Here is a 17,552-nt window from a genome sequence, read left to right as displayed (position 1 = left end):
GCGTCACAGCGCCTTTGCGGTTAAATTTTCTATTTCAATATTTTTATTTCAAATTCACCCCGTACTCCAATTTTGTCTTCACAAATAATTAACAATGAAAGTATTTCGGGAGATTTTTCTGCGAGGCTAATCACTTTTTCCACATCATTGGGCGATTTTACCTTGTTGCCAAATGCGGTGGCAAAAGCATCGGCTGTCAACGCATCTTCAGCAACCACAACTACCGCATCGGCTTTTCCATAACTTAGCGATGGTCCCACTGTGCCGGCTGATGTGCAAATTCCCAGCGGACTGGTTCCCGTTGTTATTTCGAGCCCGATTCGTTCTGACAATGGGGAATCACCTGCAAAAACGGAAAGAACGAGGTTTTTTTTCAACAAGGCAAAAATGTCACCGCCGTTTTCAATAACCAACTCCCCAACCGAAAAGTTCTGAATAATTTCATTCCCCACTTCGCGGGCAAAGAGTCCTGCCACTGTTGCCATTGGCCCGATTCCGGCCTTGCCGGCTGCCTGAGCCATTTCAATTGCTTCCCCGGGTGCATTTTCATTGGGCTGAAACGGTTTCAGGCTTTTCTTAAAAAAGGGGTCGGATTGGATGTAGTTGTCGAGTTTATCGCGCAATTCTTTTATTTTATTCAGCGCCACATTTTTCATCCCGGGTTTGAAAGACTCCGGATCAACGCCAATCCACAAATCGGTTTCCTGAAATTTAATTTTGAAACCTGCAAAACGGGAAGTGTTGAACTGGCTGCGATAGGTCCGTTCTTCAAATTTTTGCTGAAATAGTTTTTCTAAATCTTTATTCATCTAAAATCAATTTCAAAAAGGTTTAACGGGCAGGCCGGAATACACAACTCACAAACCACACATTTGTTTTTGTCAAATTCAAGCTTCCACGATTCCCTGTTCATGGTGAGGGCACCGGCAAAGCACACGGCGGTGCAGTTGCCGCAATCGATGCAATTTTCTTCTTTAAAATGAATGCGTTTATCGAGTGGTTCACATGTAATTTTATGCGACTGAATGTACTTTACCCCATTCTCAATGTTATTTCTTTTGCCTTGAAGTTCAAGAAGTAAGCTTCCTCTTTTTCCGGGAAAAACTTCGGCTTTGAGAATGTTAATGCGAATGTCGTAATCTTTTACGAGGTGATAGGTAAAAGCCTTGTCTCCGCTTTCGGGTGGAAAATTCAGGATGTATCTTTTCTTAATCATTGTCGGCCTCCGTTTCTTTTAAACTATTCAGCGAAGTGTTTTGCGGGAAATGTTGCACAGGTTGTGTGATTTCGAACTTTCCGTTTTGCAGCCACTCTTTCAGTTCCCCGGCAATTTCCCGTGCTTTCGATAAACTGGCCACCGGTGCTGTCCGTACTTTCTTACCTTTTATTTTTATGAATCCCGATTGCAGTTCTTCATAGGAAACCTGTCCGAGTTTGGGTTGACCGACTGTCCCGTAATCGAGTACCGAAGTTTCTATCTGACTGTTGTTGATTGAAACGCGGCGGGCAATGTCGGCATCCAAAACCGGAATAGGAACCCCGATTCCTACGAACATGCTCACGCCGTATTTTTCGTAATAAGCGCCCTGAATGTACCCGGACGACATCTCTTTCAGATTTCCAATTACCGAAATTGTAGCTGCATTGGTAACGGGAACGCCGAATTCATTTTTCGGTTTGGTGGTGTGAAACTGGGTGCCGTTCCAAACTACAAATCCTTGTGCACCACCCAGGAATATTCGTGTACCAATGCCGATTGTTCTGAGATCCGGATCATTCAGGAGTGGGCTCAATTCGCCTGATGTTGAGTAGGTTGCATTTCGAAGATTGGGCAGCAATGTTCCCATGTAAGTGTGAATCATTTTTTTTGTAGTGTTCACCGCCACGTTGTAGTTCTGGTAGGCATTTCGCGGGTTGAAAAGCGTAAATTCGTTAATGGTTTCGATGTTGATTTTTGTTTTGATGTATTTTCGCGGATAGCAGTCGGTTCCCTTGCCCCATGCTTCAAGCAGCACATCTTTCCCTTCCAGCAGGTCCTGAATAACGTGTGCACCGCCATATTCAGGGTTGTCGGGATTGCAGGCCGCTGCGCCGATGTAGGAATCCACAGCAGCCAGTCCTTCGTAGCAGGGCACGCCGTTTAACCTGATTTTTTCCATGCGGATGGGTGGACTGGCATGGCCAAAATTGATTATGGCACCGGATGAGCACATCGCGCCAAAGGTGGCAGTGGTTACCACATCTACTCTTTCAACAATCTCTTCCGGGCTGGCTGTTTGTGCCAGTTTTGAAACTTCTTCGGCAGTTAATACCACAGCTTTGCCGCTTTTGAGTTTCTGATTAATTTCTGCGTAGGTTTTTATTTTTGACATAATAGAAAAGTTGGAAGTCGGAAGACGGGAGCCCGAAGATGCCTGCTGAAGGAATCATTGGTCATTTATTTTTGTCTTCTTTCTTCAATATCGTAATAATGATAATAATAATGGTAATATTCTGTAACGCGGTTAAAACCGCCGGTGCATGCACATATTTGCCCCGTGTAAATAAGTAGAGTAAAATAATTTGTAATGCAGTTGTTTCATGATAGCGTTTCAATTATAATTCCGTTTCCGGCCGGGTATTGGCACCTTGTCATCCGTCATCCGACAGACGGTTGGTTGCCAGAGTTTCACAGAGCCCGATCTCTCCACTCTTCTGTATAATCAAACACCCTGTGCGAAGAATATTTGATATATTACAAAGTTAGCTGATTTTTCGGGAAATCAAATATTTTTGATTTTGAAAAAGAAAAGTGTGCCGGAGGCTTTGTTTTCAGAAATTTTGCTTGTGTATTTTCGTACAAAGTTGTAAACTTGCACTCCGAATTTCGGATTTAAGTTCAGGATTTATATTTTTTAAATTTTGAACATTAATCCCGAAACTTATAGGGCCTATAGCTCAGTTGGTTAGAGCACCTGACTCATAATCAGGTGGTCCCTGGTTCAAGCCCAGGTGGGCCCACAGAAAACAACAAAGCATTTTCAGATATGGAAATGCTTTTATTATTTTATGACTTTTATAATTTCAACTATTAACCTATGAGCGCTTCATGCTATATCCTGTTTAGTGAAAAATTAAACAAGTTCTATGTTGGCGCAACAAATGACAATGTTGAAAAACGGCTTGAAAAACACAATGATCATAGTTACGGTAAACACCGGTATACTGCAATGGCTAATGATTGGGAAGTTTTTCTCTCGATTGAAGCGAATGACTATCCTCATGCAATCCGAATGGAGCGAAAAATAAAATCAATGAAGAGTAAAATATTTATCAGAAACCTAAAACAATACCCGGAACTTCAAAGCAAGCTGAATTACGAGACGAGCACCTGACTCTTCCGATAGCTATCGGAACAGGTGGTCCCTGGTTCAAGCCCAGGTGGGCCCACAGAAAATCAAAGAGTTGCAAATTATGATTTTGCATCTCTTTTTTTTTGTTCGCTGCTGAATGCAATTTTCTGATAATAAAAAGGAAAATGTAAAAACAGGTTTTTAAATTTGTATGAACTAGCTTCCGTATTATGAGAAATCGAAATTTGCTAAATTTAAAAATCAAATCATTTTTCGGCCTGATTGCATTTCTGTTTTTCTTCATCTATTCACCTGCCCAGAGCCTGGATGTAGCTTATGTGCCCACACCCGATTTTGTGGTTGAAGAAATACTCGACATGGCGGGTGTTGGTCCGGGCGATTATGTCATTGACCTTGGATGCGGCGACGGCCGGATTGTTATAGCTGCTGCAAAACGTGGCGCTTTTGCGCATGGGGTGGATTTGGATCCGCAGCGTATTAAGGAAGCGCGTGAAAATGCCGAAAAAGAGGGCGTGACTGATAAAGTGGTATTTGTGGAAGAAAATATTTACGATACCGATTTCAGCAAAGCCAATGTGATTACCATGTACCTTTTTCCTACCATTAACATTAAACTGCGTCCTTCACTGCTTGAAAAACTTGAACCGGGTTCGCGCCTTGTTTCACACGATTTTAGCATGGACGACTGGAAAGCTGATAAACATGTGAGGGTGAACGACCACTCAGTATTCTTCTGGGTAATCCCGGCAAATGTGGAAGGTACCTGGAGCTGGGAGTCCGGTGGCGAAAGATTTGAAATGAGAGCCCGGCAAAAATTTCAGGATATTTATCTCACTGTTTTGTCAGACGATTCATCTTTAAAAGTTGAAAACAATTTTCTTTCGGGCGAGAGAATCAGTTTCACTGCAACTGATAGTTCAACTCAAAAGAAATTTATTTACAGCGGTCAGGTGAAGGGTGAGAAAATTGAAGGAATTATCCAGATTCATGCCGGGGAAAACAAAACAGTAGAAAACTGGAAGGCTGTTTTGGAATAGCTGTTTTGTGAAAAAGGCTGCCCGGTAAATCCAGACAGCCTTCATTTAGTATCATATTATGGTTGAATTATTAAAGCGGTAAAAGAACTGTGTTAATCTCATGAACAATACCATTTGAGGCGGAAATATTAGTAGCAAGTATTTGAGCTTCATTTCCGATTGCATCAATGAATACATTTCCATCTTCAGTGAAAACCGAAAAAGAAGCACCTTCAAGCAACGTTTCAATAGTTTTTGTTCCCCTCGGTGGCACAACACTGTTTGCCGCTCTGCGCCCTTCGGTTACATGGTAGAGAAGCACATTGGCAACAGTTCCTTCACCTAATAAGTTATCAATTTCTTCAAAAGGATTACTTGGATCTACTCCGAGCGTAGTCGCTAAATTTATAAACGCCTGATCTGTTGGTGCAAATACAGTATATTGCCCTCCACCAGTAAAAACTCCGGTAAGATTGGTATACTCAAGAGCTGCGAGAAGTAATGTAAATTCTGCCTCTTTATTTGGGGCTTTTGGATTAGCAGATGCGACAACAATCTCGGCAATGGTGAATTCACCGGGAGCCGGCGCACCTTTTGGGCCAACATTGTCTGGTTTCCCTTTTTTAAGCTCCAAATCCTGACTGGCAGCTACATCTTCGGGTATGTACCCGTCATCAGCCTTGTTACAACTTGTTGCGAATACGGCAACGGCAAAAATTGCGATAAGAGCAAAACTTCTTAAGTTCATCATCTTTTTAAAATTCTGTTTTTTCATTGTTTAATAATTTATATTTAAAAACCAACAAAAGAACGATAATGGATGATAAAAAGTTTTATAAAATCCTAATAGTATTCTAATAAAAAGTTAATTACTAATTAATTTCTCATATTTTACTGGGCAATCAATTGATTGTTAAAAAATGTTAAATATGCATTTTGTAGTTTTAGATAAGGTTTCGCATGTTTGGAAAGAAAAAAACCGGAACGTAAATCCCGGTTTCTTCAATTAATATTTTAAGCTGATAATTAACTTGCTTTTAGCCTGCGAATACTCGTCCGATCCATTTTGTTTTTAGCATATTCTTTTGAGATGCTAAGCTTGTCGGTTTTTTCCGAAGGCATTTCATACATGGCATCGTTCATAATGCTTTCGCAAATTGAACGCAATCCGCGTGCACCCAGTTTGAACTCCACCGCTTTTTCAACAATATACTGCAGTGCTTCCTCCTCGAATTCCAGCTCAATGTTGTCAATCTGGAACAGTTTTTTGTATTGCTTTATGACCGAATTTTTAGGTTCGGTGAGAATGTTCCGGAGTACTTCTCTGTTGAGCGGATCGAGGTGGACCAGCACCGGCAAACGGCCAATGATTTCGGGAATCAGCCCGAACGATTTTAAATCCTGCGGAGCGATGTACTGCAGCAGGTTTTCGCGCTCGATACGATCCACTTCTTTGGCGGCGCTGTAGCCAATCACTTTGGTGTTCAGGCGGTTGGCTATTTTTCGCTCTATGCCATCGAATGCCCCGCCGCAGATAAACAGTATATTTTTGGTGTCCACCGGAATGAGTTTTTGTTCCGGGTGTTTGCGGCCTCCCTGTGGCGGCACGTTAATAACCGAACCTTCCAAAAGTTTCAGCAGTCCCTGTTGAACGCCTTCTCCCGAAACATCGCGGGTGATTGACGGGTTATCGCTTTTGCGGGCGATTTTATCGATTTCATCCACAAAAACAATCCCGCGTTCAGCTGCTTCGGTGTTGTAATCGGCAGCTTGCAGAAGGCGTGTTAAAATGCTTTCGATGTCTTCGCCTACGTATCCGGCTTCGGTTAAAACAGTGGCATCTACAATGGTAAACGGCACATGCAGCATTTTGGCAATGGTGCGCGCCAGCAGTGTTTTTCCTGTCCCGGTTTCACCCACCAAAATGATGTTCGATTTTTCAATCTCTGTTTCATCTTCATCAACAGGCTGGGTGAGCCGTTTGTAGTGGTTGTAAACCGCTACCGAAATAATTTTTTTTGCTTCATCCTGACCGATAACATATTGATCGACAAATTCCTTTATTTGCCTTGGTTTTAAAAGCTGCACCCCATCGAGGTTGAAAGAACTGTCTTGTTTTATTTCTTCCTGAATGATGGAATAGGCCTGCTCGGCACAACGGTCGCAGATGTGCCCGTCAATCCCGGCAATTAACAGGTTAACTTCCTTTTTTTCGCGGCCACAAAATGAACACTTATCCATTTCTTTTTTTGTTGCCATTATATTTTCTTTTCTCTTTCCAGAATTTCGTCGATCATGCCATATTTCACTGCTTCTTCAGAAGTCATCCAGTAATCGCGGTCGGCATCTTTTTCCACCTGTTTGATAGATTTTCCTGAATGTTTGGCAATGATGGCATACAACTCTTTTTTAATTTTCAGAATCTCGCGTGCCGTAATTTCAATGTCGGATGCTTGTCCCTGGGCACCACCCATCGGCTGGTGAATCATCACACGTGAATGGCGCAGTGCCGAACGTTTTCCTTTGGCTCCGGCGGTAAGCAAAACTGCGCCCATTGAGGCGGCCATCCCGGTACAAATGGTAGCCACATCGGCCGAAATGTACTGCATGGTGTCGTAAATTCCCAATCCGGCATGTACATGACCGCCCGGGGTGTTGAAATATATCTGGATATCTTTCGAGGGATCGGTTGATTCCAGGAACAGCAACTGTGCCTGAATAATGTTGGCCACCGTATCGTCAATCGGAACACCGAGGAAAATAATGCGATCCATCATTAACCGTGAAAACACATCCATTGAAGCCACGTTCAGTTGTCGCTCTTCAATAATGGTGGGCGAAATGTAATTTCCGTAGGCTGAGCTGAAACGGTCGAGCGTTGAACTGCTGATGCCTTCGTGTTTTGTTGCGTATTTTCTAAATTCGTTATGTTTGTCCATGTTATTCTCTCTTATAATGAAAGTAACTTTGCAATTTAATTTCGCTAAACTACAAAGTTACAAAAAAGTTGTTTGCTGATACGTGCAGCAAAGTTTATTTAGATAGTTCGGTAAATTCTTCCTGCGTTACCTCTTTTTCATTTAGCGAAACTTTGTCTTTTACTACACCCACTACCTTATCTTCAAGCAGTTTGTTGTAAAGGCGTTCTTTTTCTTCCTGTTTTTCAAGAATCATTTTAGCAAACGATTCGAGCTGGTCGTCCGGAACATTTGGAATGCCGTACTGGGCATATTGTGCCTGTGCCAGTTGTTTGGCAAAGTTAAAAGCTTCTTCTTCCTCCACTTTCAATTCATTTTCTTTAATAATGAAGTCTTTAATCAGTTGCCATCTCAGGTCTTTCAGGAAACCGTCGAAATCATTTTCAATTTGCTCTTCGGTAACATCTTTGTTGGCCACCCTCAGCCAGCGTTTCAGAAAAGCTTCCGGCAGTTCGGGGTTCACTTTTTCAATCAATGTGTCGCGCACGTCCATGGCAAAGCGTTGTTCTGAAGAGTGAACAAGGTTTGAAGCCAGTTCTTCTTTCAGGCGGTTGCGGAGATCTTCTTCTGTTTTAATGTCAGTGTCTTCGCCATATATTTTTTTGTAGAGTTCTTCGTTCAGTTCAGCTTTCTCAAATTCAAGGGTTTCATTAATAGTGAACTTGAATTCGCTGTTCAAATCGTGTGCCTGCTCGTGGCTGATGTTCAGCATGTGCTGCACCTCGTGCACGTCCTCGTAAGCTTTTACAGGATCGAAAACGATGACATCACCTTTCTTCTTGCCGATAAATTCTTTCTGAATGTCTTTATCTTTGATTAAATCGATGGCAAGCAAAACACCTTCCGGTTTTATACCGTCTTCTTTTTCGTTGCCTTCATTGTCGAGTTCAACAAAATCGCCGCGTACCAATCCATCTTCTTTTACTTCATCGATTTCCTTGTTTTGGCCCATTTGCGATTTAATCATGTCAATCTGTTCATTGACCATGTCGTCGGAAACCTTGATTTTATAGTAGTTGATTTTGTCTTTTTCATCTAACGGAACCTCAATTTCGGGTGCCAGGGCAATGTCGAAAACAAATTCGAAGTTTTCATCATTATCCCAGTCAATGGCTTTTTGCTGATCTTCGTTGGCAAGCGGTTCGCCCAGTATCTGGAGTTTTTCTTCCATCAAATAACTGGTGAGTTTTTGCGACAGCAGGTTGTTCACTTCGTCGAGGAGCACAGATTTTCCAAATCGTTTCTTAATGAGCCCCATTGGTGCTTTTCCGGGTCTGAACCCCGGAATATCGGCTTTTTGCCGGTACTCTTTAAGTTTGTTTTCAACCGGTTTCTCGTAATCCGGTTTTTCAATCAGCACTTTTAAAACTGCATTAACATTGTCGGTATTTTCCCTGGTGATGTTCATATTGACTATTAAATATTAATTCCTGTAAATACATAAATCACCGCCGGCAATCGTTTTTTAAAATGAATGCCGGCGGTGCTGGTGCGGACGAAGGGACTCGAACCCCCACGCCGAAAGGCACCAGATCCTAAGTCTGGCGCGTCTACCAATTCCGCCACGTCCGCGAAAAACAGGGCGCAAAGGTAAATATTTTTTTTGAATGCGGAAAATTATTTCCACTCAACCACAGTGCCCCTGGAGTCGTCCTTCATATTTTTCGGAATGTCTTCCTGTATTTCGCGCCAGAGCAGGTTGATGAGTTTATGTTTGGCAAAATGGCGGGAATAGACCAGGCTCACTTCGCGTAACGGATGAAAATTTGTAAACGAGCGAACATTGGTCAAACGAGTTTCGTGCATGCTGAATTTAGCCAGCTCCGGGATAAGGGTAATTCCGCCTTCGCGATCAACAATGTTCATGAGGGTTTCCAGCGAGCCGGCTTCAAAATGGAAAGGCAATTCACTGTCAACCGTCCCGAGGAAGGAGCAGAGGTTGACCACTTGATCGCGAAAGCAGTGCCCGTCGCTAAGCAGCCATATTTCCGGGGTGGCAATGTCTTTTATGGTAATTTGTTTTTGCCTGTGGAGCTTATGGCTGGGATTGGTGTAAATCAACATTTCCTCGTAAAATATCGGCTTTTCAATAATTTTTTCCTCTTTCAGCGGAGTAACCAAAATTCCTACATCAATCAGGTCGCGGTTCAGCAGGTCAACAATATTATCGGTGGTTTGCTCAACAACTTTTATAAAAATGTTGGGATAATTTTTTTTGTACCTGCCAATAAAAACCGGCAGCAGGTAAGGGGCGAGTGTGGGAATTATTCCAATGCGCAACAGCCCGGTAACCTGGTTTTTGTGTTCTTTTACGATGTTGTCGATTTCTTCCGATTGTTTCAGGATTACCCGTGCCTGATCGATAATTCGCTGTCCCACATCGGTTGGTATCAGCGGTTGTTTGCTGCGGTCGAAAATGATGATCTCAAGTTCCTCTTCCAGCTTTTTTATTTGCATGGAAAGTGTGGGCTGGGTGATAAAACACGACTCGGCGGCTTTGCCAAAATGGCGATACGTATCCACCGCTACAATATATTCCAACTGGGTCAGCGTAATCATGGCGTATAAAATTTGACCCTAAAAATAGAAATTAATTGCCTGATGCAATAAGAAAGGTGGGATAAAGTGGTTTGGCAACAAAATATTAACTGGCAATTCCATGTGAAAGATAATCCGGTAATGAGCCGATTCATTCGTGTTTTCGGCTCATGAAATTTAATCTGTTTGAGCCGCAAATAATCTGTATTCGGCTCATGGAGATTTATAACTGGCAAAATCTTCAATATCTCGCTGACATCAACGCTTTTATGGTTACGGGACGGGGGCGAGGTACCTGCTACCAGGTGAATATTTAACAGAGGACCAATTCTTCGAAAGCGGGCCGGAAAATCAGCTCTTAGCCGTAATAAAGTATAATGATCGCACATAAATTTTTTTCATAACTACATAAAAATAAGGATCATTATCATTTGAAGCAGCAAAAAGCCCAATCCGTAAGTATAAATCACAATGCCGAAAAGACGCACTAAAGAGTGGTTGGTATAAATTCTGATACACCAGGCAATAAATAGCATAAATGCCAGGTGGTAAAGGTTCAACCTTCCCAATGCCTTCACCAGTTTTTCATGCAACTCGGCGGGGTCAAAAAAATATAATACCGACAGCGGGTAAGAATACTTGACCTCGTTCATCGTGTAACTTCCCTGTATAAGTACAAACCATACCGATTTTACCAAAAGCGGAAGTGAAAGGAAAAAGGTAGCAATGAGAATAATTTTGAATAAAAGCTTATTTCCCAATTCAATATTGTGCACCATTAACCCGATTTTGATTAACCCCATTGCAATTCCTGAAAGGGAAAAAATATACACAGGAGACAATACATACCTGACAAAATCAATCCTCCTCACCATATCGATATAATTCTCAAATCCGGTCTCTGCCGTATAATTATATTCATAGATATTGCTACTCCAAACAAAATGGCTGAACAGGAAAAGCCCGGTTAGATAAAACAGTGTTGCCGCGATTAATAACACCCAGGCCGGTTTTTCCAGTATGTCTTTAATTTCTGCTTTTAACATGGGTTTCTTGTTTAAACTGTTTATCCAGTGGTTCTTCAAATTCAAGGTCTTTTTTGTATTCCGGATTTAACGGGTGGTCGAGCAACAGGTTGTAATTTTCCCAGAATTCAGGATTATACTCGTATTCCAAATCCCAAAGGGTTGTATTTTTATTCATAATATTCCTGCTTTTAATCCGGTCATAGTCTCTCCTGCGCCTGGCAATTTCATTTACCATAAGATCTGCTTCATGCATGTAGAAATTTGCCGTGTCGTTTTTAGCCACCATATCAGGTATCATTCCGTAGAAATGGACATACGTAGGGTAATACTTTTCATCAAATTTCCTGTACTGGATAAAATCGTTTCTGCCAACGGAATCATTTTTCATACCAATCATCTGGGAATTATAACTAATATCAATATCTTCAGCTTTTAAAATGGCAAAGTCATTTGCATTCACATAATAACGATACTTTCTGTAGGTATGTGTTGTGTAATATTTTTTAAACAGAAACTCCCAGGATTCCTGTTTAAATTCTATTACATACATCAGGGCATCGTCAAAAAAACTAATGTCTTTCAACGATACCGAGTAATGTTTGTTTTTAGATAGTTTTCGTAGAAAACGTTTTTGTGCCAACCGCTCCACCTTCAATGACCGGTAGATGGGGTTTTGATTTCCGCCCAAAGCAGTGTATAAAAGTTTTTGCCCTGCAGAAGTACTTAGTTCGGCATAGTTGTTACTGTTTCTTATTTCATTAATTTGCACCTTTTTCCGGTCATCAGAATAGTGGTTTTGATGAATGGATACGGCAGCTTCCGATAACCGGACTGTCCTGTTGTTTTCCTTAATATTATAAACCCTGTGCCTGAAAAATGCTTCCAGAAAATATTTTCTTCGGGAATAGTTGTTGTTGATTTTGGAGATTACATTTTTTATGAGGGAATGTACATCATTTTCGCCGGGTACAACCACCACATCTTCAATCTGATATGCTTTGGGTTCAAGCAAAAAAAGCAGGGTATCATTCCCAATAAGTGAATCTATGGGTAAGGATCGGCTTTTATACCCGATACACGAAATATCCAGTCTGTCTCTCGCCAGGCTGTCCGGCAGGTTCAGCATAAAGTCTCCGTAGGAATTTGTACAGGTTCCAACCGGCATATTAAAAACCGAAATATTGGCGTACGGAATCGGTTGGTTGGTTTCAATGTCAACTACACTGCCAACAAACTTCAGCCACTGGGCGTAAGAGGTATTTGCATGTAATACTAAAAATAGTAACAGGGTAATCCGCATAAATTTTTGGTACAAAAAGAAAAGATTTGTTTTGGTCATAGCGTTTATTTTTAAATGATTTCACCAGGCAGGGAGGCTTACCCAGTAAGTTTGTTGATATTTGGAAAAATAATTTGCATTATCTTTGGTTGTTATCCTGTTCTTAGGGTGCCAAAACAGGGTTTAACATCTTTTAACTGCTATATAAATTTATGGCATTCAAGCAATAAAAACAAATTTTTTTTAATGGTCGGATGTGTGTCAGTTTTACTCAAACAGTTTGTTGCCGGTACCATTCAAAGGAAGCAACTGCCAACGCATGCGAAATATTCATCGATTTGCAACCTCCCGGCATGGGAATGAAAATTTTCTTTTTGCTTTTTTGAATGATTTCGGGTGGCAGGCCGTGCGATTCGTTGCCGGCCAGCAGGATTATCTTTTCAGGGAGATCTGCTTCAAAAATATTTTCGGAACCGGAACAGGTTTCCAGCACAACAAGTTGCTGGTCTTCCTCAATTCCCGCGAAAAATTCTTCTTCTGATAAGATTTTCCAGTTCATTTGGTCGAATGAAAACCCGGCTGTTTTTTTGATTTTCGACTCCCTGAAAACCGGGCAGTTGTTTATGAAATAAACTTTTTGGGCTCCCGCATTGTGTGCAAGCCTGATGGTTTGCCCCAGGTTGGAAGGATTTTTAATTTCCCATGCAGCCAGAATGAGCTCGCAGTTTTGGGAAACAGGGTTAAGCTGTTTCTCCTGAAAAAATCTCACCGAGTTGGTATTCATGCTGCTGCTATGTTTTGTTATCAGGATAAAATAGTAATTTTGTACAAAACAACGAAAAAATGAGGATTTCAGATTATACAATTTTATTTTTTGTTGCCATTTTCATGGTTTCCTGCGGCCCTTCCGACGAAGACAAAGCCAGGCAGAAAATGCAACAGGCACAATCGCTTCTGCAAAAAAATGACACCACTGCTGCGTTGCGCCACCTCGACAGCATCCCACAATTGTACCCCAAAGCGGCTTATGCGGTTAACGCAGCAAAAAACCTGAGGACTGAAGTGCAGTTCGATTTGCTTCACCGCAAAGAAGCACAACTCGATTCATTGAATGTGAATATTGAAGAGCTTGAAAAACCTTTTCAAAAAGAGAAAACCGAGTTTGACCGATATACGCAGTACATTCACAAACGGCAAAATTTTGAGCGGGCGTGGGATCGCTCCTACATAAAAGTGCACCTCGATGAGCGCGGCGAAATATATTTGAGCAGTAATTATCACGGTGAAAACTGGCTGAATCACACGGCGTTGCGCGTTTACGATCAGGGAGATGATGCCAAAACCGAAGAAATTCCCATTGGGACCGTGGACAATCACCGGAGTGATTTTATGGAAGCCAAATGGGAAAAAGTGACCTACCGCAACGGAAAGGACAACGGCGTGATGGAATTTATTGCGAACAATATCGACCGCCGCCTGAAAGCCGTTTTCCTGGGCGATGAATATTATTACATTATTCTTGAAAGTTACGACAAGCAAGCCGTTAAAGATGCGCTTGAGCTTTCAAAAGCTTTAAAGCAAAGAAATCAGCTGGAAGCTGAAATTGCGGTGCTGCAGAGACAGTTGAATGTTAATTAATTTATGTCTGTCCCAACTATTATGTTCCCGCTGATTGCGCTGATAAACGCAGATTTTAAAATGGCTTTTCTGCGAAAATCATGGGGAGGGCTATTGTGTAATAAATGCAATATTGTTATATACAGCCACTAAATTATTTCTTCCACAGCCTGCGGCGGGTCGGCGAGCACAGCCTTGTCGCCGTTCACAACTATGGGGCGTTTTAGCAGCCGTGGATTTTTGGCCAGTATTTTCAGCCATTCTTTATCCAAATATTCTTTTCCTTTGTAATTTTCTTTGAAAATTTTTTCCTGGGTACGCACAAATTCGAACGGCTTTTTACCGGTTTTTTCAACCAGTTCGCGCAGTTCATTTTCGGTTATGCCTTCGGTCAGGTATTTTTTAATTTCTACATCATAGCCTTTTTCTTCGAGGTATTTCAACCCGGCACGGCTTTTTGCACAACGTGGATTATGATAAAGTTTCATAATAAAATGATGTTTCTTTTTAATGTAATTGTAGTAATCTTCCTGGGCCCGGTATTTTGAATCCTGGCTCCGGTTATTGTAATTATTTTGAAGCTGAGGGTCGAGAATGCGGGCTTTGGTATTGTCTCTCAGCTGAATTTTCAGCATCTCTTTCAATTCCGATTTAATTTCATCGTTGTAAACGGGGCAGGCCACTTCAATCCGGCGGTTCAGGTTTCGGGGCATCCAGTCGGCCGATGAGATGTACATTTTTTCATCGCCATCGTTTCCAAACAGAAATATACGTGAGTGCTCCAAATACTTGTCCACAATACTTATGGCAGAAATATTCTTTCTGAATTTTTCTTTATCCAGCTGAAGCCCGAAAATGCCTCTGACAATCAATTCTATTTTTACTCCGGCTTCGGCAGCTTTGTAGATTTTTTTCATCATTCCCGGATCGATGAGGCTGTTCATTTTCAAAATTATCCAGGCATCTTTTCCTTGTTTGGCCAGTTCAATTTCCCGCTCGATATTCTGAATGAAATGATCGCGCATGTAAAACGGGCTAACTACCAAATGTTTGTAATGGTAATGTTTGTAGTTGTGCTTGAAAAAATCGAACACTTGCTCCACCTCGTCAGCCAGGCGCGGATCGGCAGTGAGCAGCCCGTCGTCGGCATACACATTGGCCGTTCCTTCGTGGAAATTTCCTGTCCCGATATAGGCATAATTTCGGTAGTTGCCGTCTTCTTCGCGTTTCACCCACGCCAGCTTGCTGTGGACTTTTACCCCCGGCACTCCGTTGATTACGTAGGCGCCTTCTTCCTGGAGTTTATTGGACCAGTAGATGTTGTTCTCTTCGTCGAATCGTGCCTGAAGTTCAACTACTACCGTCACCACTTTCCCATTTCGAATTGCATTGAGCAGAGCGTTCATCACTTTCGAACCTTCGGCCACGCGGTAAACGGTCAGACCAATTTCTTTCACCTGTGGATCGATGGCCGCTTCGCGTAAAAAGTCGATAAAATGATTGAATGTTTGATAAGGGAAGTGCAGCATTACATCTTTTTGGCGGAGAACGCGCAAAATACTGGTATGTGGCGGCAGTTGCCTGTTCCTGAATGGTGGCAGTTTGGGATAGTAATGTTTCTTTTCGCCAACTTCGGGGAAGTTCATAAAATCTTTATGATTGTGGTACCTTCCTCCCGGAACGGAATTTTCCTGGTTGGTCAGTTTCATCTTTTTCAGGATGAAATCCAGCAGGTCTTTGGGGATTTCCCTGTCGTAAAGCAAGCGCACGGGTTTTCCTTTTTTGCGTTTTTTTACGCTGCTGCTCATTTTTTCAATGAAACTTTTCGAAATATCGTCGTCAATATCCAATTCGGCGTCGCGTGTAATTTTTACGGTGTAGGCTTCATACGCATCGTAATCGAAATAGAAAAACAGATCGTCGAAACAGTAGCGGATGACATCGTCGAGCATCATCACATAATTTTTTTTGCGCTCTTTGGGAAGCACCAGAAACCGGGGAACAGAAATGCCGGGAATCCTGATTAGCGAATAGGCAAAATCTGATGGGTCGTTTTTTTTCGAGAGTTTTACGGCCAGGTAAACCGAGCGATCGCGCAGGTAAGGGAATTTGTTTTTTTTGCTCAACATGATGGGCACCAGGTTGGGCAATACTTTTTCATAAAAATATTTTTTCACAAATATTCCCTGCGAGAGGTTCAGCTCTTTTTCATCTAAAATGAAAATATTGTTTTTGTTCAGTTCGTCGAGAATGTCTCTGAAAATGGACTGCACTTTATACTGCTGCTCCAGTACTATTTCATGAATTTTATCGTGAAGCTCGCGGGGGGTGAGGTCTCCCAGCAGGTTTTCTTCGTCTTTGCCAATGTCAACCATGCGGCGTACTGTAGCCACGCGCACACGGAAAAACTCATCGAGGTTATTGGAAAAGATCCCGATAAACCGAATGCGTTCGAACAAGGGTGTCTTCGGGTCTTCTGCTTCCTGCAAGACCCGCTCGTTAAACGAAAGCCAGCTGATTTCCCTGTTTATGAAGTTTTCATTTGAATACATACCAGATTACTTTTAAGAAGTAAACGAATAATCCTTGTTCTTGTTGATTTCTTCTTAAAAATAGGAAAAGAAAGCTGATCGGCAAAGATTTGAGGTAATTACTGCCCGCCAAATTCCATGAGATAGGCCTTTATCAGGCCGTCGAGCTCGCCGTCGAGCACCGCATCCACATTCCCGGTTTCGTAGTTGGTGCGCAGGTCTTTTACCATTTTGTAGGGTTGCAGCACGTACGACCGGATTTGCGAGCCCCACTCAATCTTCTTTTTCTGCGACTCAATTTCCATGGTTTTTTCCTGGCGCTTCCGGAGTTCCATTTCGTAGAGTTGCGATTTCAGCAGGCGCAGTGCATTTTCTTTATTCCCGCCCTGCGAGCGGCTTTCGGTGTTTTCAATTACAATGCCTGTGGGTTCGTGGTGCAAACGCACGCCGGTTTCCACTTTGTTCACATTCTGGCCGCCGGCACCACCACTGCGAAAAGTATCCCAGGTAATATCCGCCGGGTTGATTTCTATATCGATGGAATCGTCCACCAGTGGAGCTACATACACCGAGGTGAATGAAGTCATGCGCTTGTTTTGGGCGTTGAAAGGCGACAACCGCACCAGGCGGTGCACGCCGTTTTCGCTTTTCAGGTACCCGTAGGCATATTCGCCTTCTACTTCTATGGTGCAGCTTTTAATTCCGGCTTCGTCGCCGTGCTGCATATTGTCGATTTTAACTTTGTAGTTGTTGTTTTCGCACCAGCGGGTGTACATGCGGAAAAGCATTTCGGCCCAGTCGTTGCTTTCGGTTCCGCCGGCACCGGCATTGATTTTCAGCACAGCACTGAGTTTGTCCTCTTCGTTGCGCAGCATGTTTTTGGTTTCGAGTGCTTCCACTTTCAGGGCAGCTGAATGGTAGGCTTTGTCCACTTCTTCTTCTGATGCTTCGTCTTCTTCAAAAAAATCATAAAGCACCTCAAAATCTTCAACTGCCTGGTTTACCGCGTCGAAGCCTTTTGTCCAGTCTTTTATCGACTTGATGTTTTTCATCTGGGCTTCGGCCTCTTTCGGGTTCGACCAAAACTCAGGATCCTGTGTTTTGAGTTCTTCTTCTTTTAGCTGAATTAACTTTGCATCGTAGTCAAAGATGCCTCCTTAGCGCATCCCGGCGCTCCAGGAGGTCTTTTACCTGGTCTTTTAAAATCATATT

The 17,552-nt window shown here is 42.4% G+C and carries 16 protein-coding genes, 2 tRNA genes and 1 riboswitch; of the genes, 4 read left to right on the top strand and 14 right to left on the bottom strand.

Features of this window, described 5'->3' with window-relative positions; translation table 11 throughout:
- Positions 1–29 precede the first annotated feature (29 nt).
- The 3 genes from BUC07_RS14305 to BUC07_RS14295 are packed head-to-tail and all read right to left on the bottom strand — an operon-like array spanning position 30 to position 2,372.
- Positions 30–809 carry a UPF0280 family protein gene (locus BUC07_RS14305; RefSeq protein ID WP_073170834.1) on the bottom strand — a complete coding sequence of 260 codons (780 nt, stop codon included), beginning with the start codon at positions 807–809 and terminating at the stop codon, positions 30–32.
- Positions 806–1,216: an NIL domain-containing protein gene (locus tag BUC07_RS14300; protein WP_073170831.1), complete on the bottom strand. Its 411-nt coding sequence runs from the start codon at positions 1,214–1,216 to the stop codon at positions 806–808. The genes BUC07_RS14305 and BUC07_RS14300 overlap by 4 nt, the downstream gene beginning before the upstream one ends.
- A complete protein-coding gene (locus BUC07_RS14295) occupies positions 1,209–2,372 on the bottom strand; it encodes a homocysteine biosynthesis protein (protein WP_073170828.1) in 1,164 nt (387 codons plus the stop codon). Before BUC07_RS14295 ends, BUC07_RS14300 begins: the two co-directional genes overlap by 8 nt.
- Before the next feature lie 220 nt (positions 2,373–2,592).
- Positions 2,593–2,705: riboswitch (SAM riboswitch) on the bottom strand.
- A gap of 221 nt (positions 2,706–2,926) precedes the next feature.
- Here BUC07_RS14295 and BUC07_RS14290 point away from each other — a divergent pair.
- The 3 genes from BUC07_RS14290 to BUC07_RS14280 all read left to right on the top strand — a co-directional run bounded on the left by BUC07_RS14290 (position 2,927) and on the right by BUC07_RS14280 (position 4,390).
- Positions 2,927–3,000, top strand: a tRNA-Ile gene (locus BUC07_RS14290).
- Between the two features lie 77 nt (positions 3,001–3,077).
- Positions 3,078–3,374, top strand: a complete 297-nt coding sequence (locus BUC07_RS21670; RefSeq protein WP_073170825.1) for a GIY-YIG nuclease family protein — start codon at positions 3,078–3,080, stop codon at positions 3,372–3,374.
- A gap of 188 nt (positions 3,375–3,562) precedes the next feature.
- A complete protein-coding gene (locus BUC07_RS14280) occupies positions 3,563–4,390 on the top strand; it encodes an SAM-dependent methyltransferase (RefSeq protein ID WP_073170822.1) in 828 nt (275 codons plus the stop codon).
- A gap of 70 nt (positions 4,391–4,460) precedes the next feature.
- On the opposite strand, the gene BUC07_RS14275 is transcribed toward BUC07_RS14280, so the two are convergent.
- The 9 genes from BUC07_RS14275 to BUC07_RS14235 form a co-directional block, all read right to left on the bottom strand.
- Positions 4,461–5,144, bottom strand: coding sequence for a fasciclin domain-containing protein (locus BUC07_RS14275; protein WP_073170819.1), 684 nt, complete (start codon positions 5,142–5,144; stop codon positions 4,461–4,463).
- A 251-nt stretch (positions 5,145–5,395) separates the two neighbouring features.
- Positions 5,396–6,628: an ATP-dependent Clp protease ATP-binding subunit ClpX gene (gene clpX, locus BUC07_RS14270; RefSeq protein WP_245792711.1), complete on the bottom strand. Its 1,233-nt coding sequence runs from the start codon at positions 6,626–6,628 to the stop codon at positions 5,396–5,398.
- Complete coding sequence (gene clpP / locus BUC07_RS14265; RefSeq protein WP_073170816.1) at positions 6,628–7,308, bottom strand: ATP-dependent Clp endopeptidase proteolytic subunit ClpP; 681 nt, start codon at positions 7,306–7,308, stop codon at positions 6,628–6,630. The genes clpX and clpP overlap by 1 nt, the downstream gene beginning before the upstream one ends.
- A 94-nt stretch (positions 7,309–7,402) precedes the next feature.
- Positions 7,403–8,755 carry a trigger factor gene (gene tig, locus BUC07_RS14260; RefSeq protein WP_073170813.1) on the bottom strand — a complete coding sequence of 451 codons (1,353 nt, stop codon included), beginning with the start codon at positions 8,753–8,755 and terminating at the stop codon, positions 7,403–7,405.
- A gap of 79 nt (positions 8,756–8,834) precedes the next feature.
- Positions 8,835–8,919 (bottom strand) — tRNA-Leu (locus tag BUC07_RS14255).
- Between the two features lie 45 nt (positions 8,920–8,964).
- On the bottom strand, positions 8,965–9,906 hold the full coding sequence (locus BUC07_RS14250) for a hydrogen peroxide-inducible genes activator (protein ID WP_175552539.1): 942 nt from the start codon (positions 9,904–9,906) through the stop codon (positions 8,965–8,967).
- Positions 9,907–10,289: 383 nt separating this feature from the next.
- Positions 10,290–10,931: a hypothetical protein gene (locus tag BUC07_RS14245; RefSeq protein WP_073170810.1), complete on the bottom strand. Its 642-nt coding sequence runs from the start codon at positions 10,929–10,931 to the stop codon at positions 10,290–10,292.
- A complete protein-coding gene (locus BUC07_RS14240) occupies positions 10,912–12,252 on the bottom strand; it encodes a carboxypeptidase-like regulatory domain-containing protein (protein WP_073170807.1) in 1,341 nt (446 codons plus the stop codon). The genes BUC07_RS14245 and BUC07_RS14240 overlap by 20 nt, the downstream gene beginning before the upstream one ends.
- A 211-nt stretch (positions 12,253–12,463) precedes the next feature.
- Positions 12,464–12,976 (bottom strand): TrmH family RNA methyltransferase, encoded by a 513-nt coding sequence (locus tag BUC07_RS14235; protein WP_073170804.1) that lies wholly within the window; start codon positions 12,974–12,976, stop codon positions 12,464–12,466.
- 59 nt (positions 12,977–13,035) lie between these two features.
- Between BUC07_RS14235 and BUC07_RS14230 the strand changes: the two genes are divergently transcribed.
- Entirely contained in the window at positions 13,036–13,830 is a 795-nt protein-coding gene (locus BUC07_RS14230) for a hypothetical protein (protein ID WP_073170801.1), read from the top strand.
- Positions 13,831–13,958: 128 nt separating this feature from the next.
- Here BUC07_RS14230 and ppk1 read toward each other — a convergent pair whose 3' ends face one another.
- Both ppk1 and prfB read right to left on the bottom strand, forming a co-directional pair.
- A complete protein-coding gene (ppk1, locus tag BUC07_RS14225; RefSeq protein WP_073170799.1) occupies positions 13,959–16,361 on the bottom strand; it encodes a polyphosphate kinase 1 in 2,403 nt (800 codons plus the stop codon).
- A 98-nt stretch (positions 16,362–16,459) separates the two neighbouring features.
- Positions 16,460–17,549 (bottom strand): peptide chain release factor 2 gene (gene prfB, locus BUC07_RS14220; RefSeq protein WP_139279597.1). Its coding sequence is split into 2 segments (ribosomal slippage): positions 16,460–17,485 and positions 17,487–17,549, totalling 1,089 coding nucleotides; the frame shifts between segments, so codons are not numbered across the junction.
- Between the last annotated feature and the right edge of the window lie 3 nt (positions 17,550–17,552).

The organism is Tangfeifania diversioriginum (assembly GCF_900141875.1).
Taxonomy (GTDB): Bacteria; Bacteroidota; Bacteroidia; order Bacteroidales; family Prolixibacteraceae; genus Tangfeifania; species Tangfeifania diversioriginum.
This window is presented reverse-complemented; position numbering and strand designations above follow the sequence as displayed.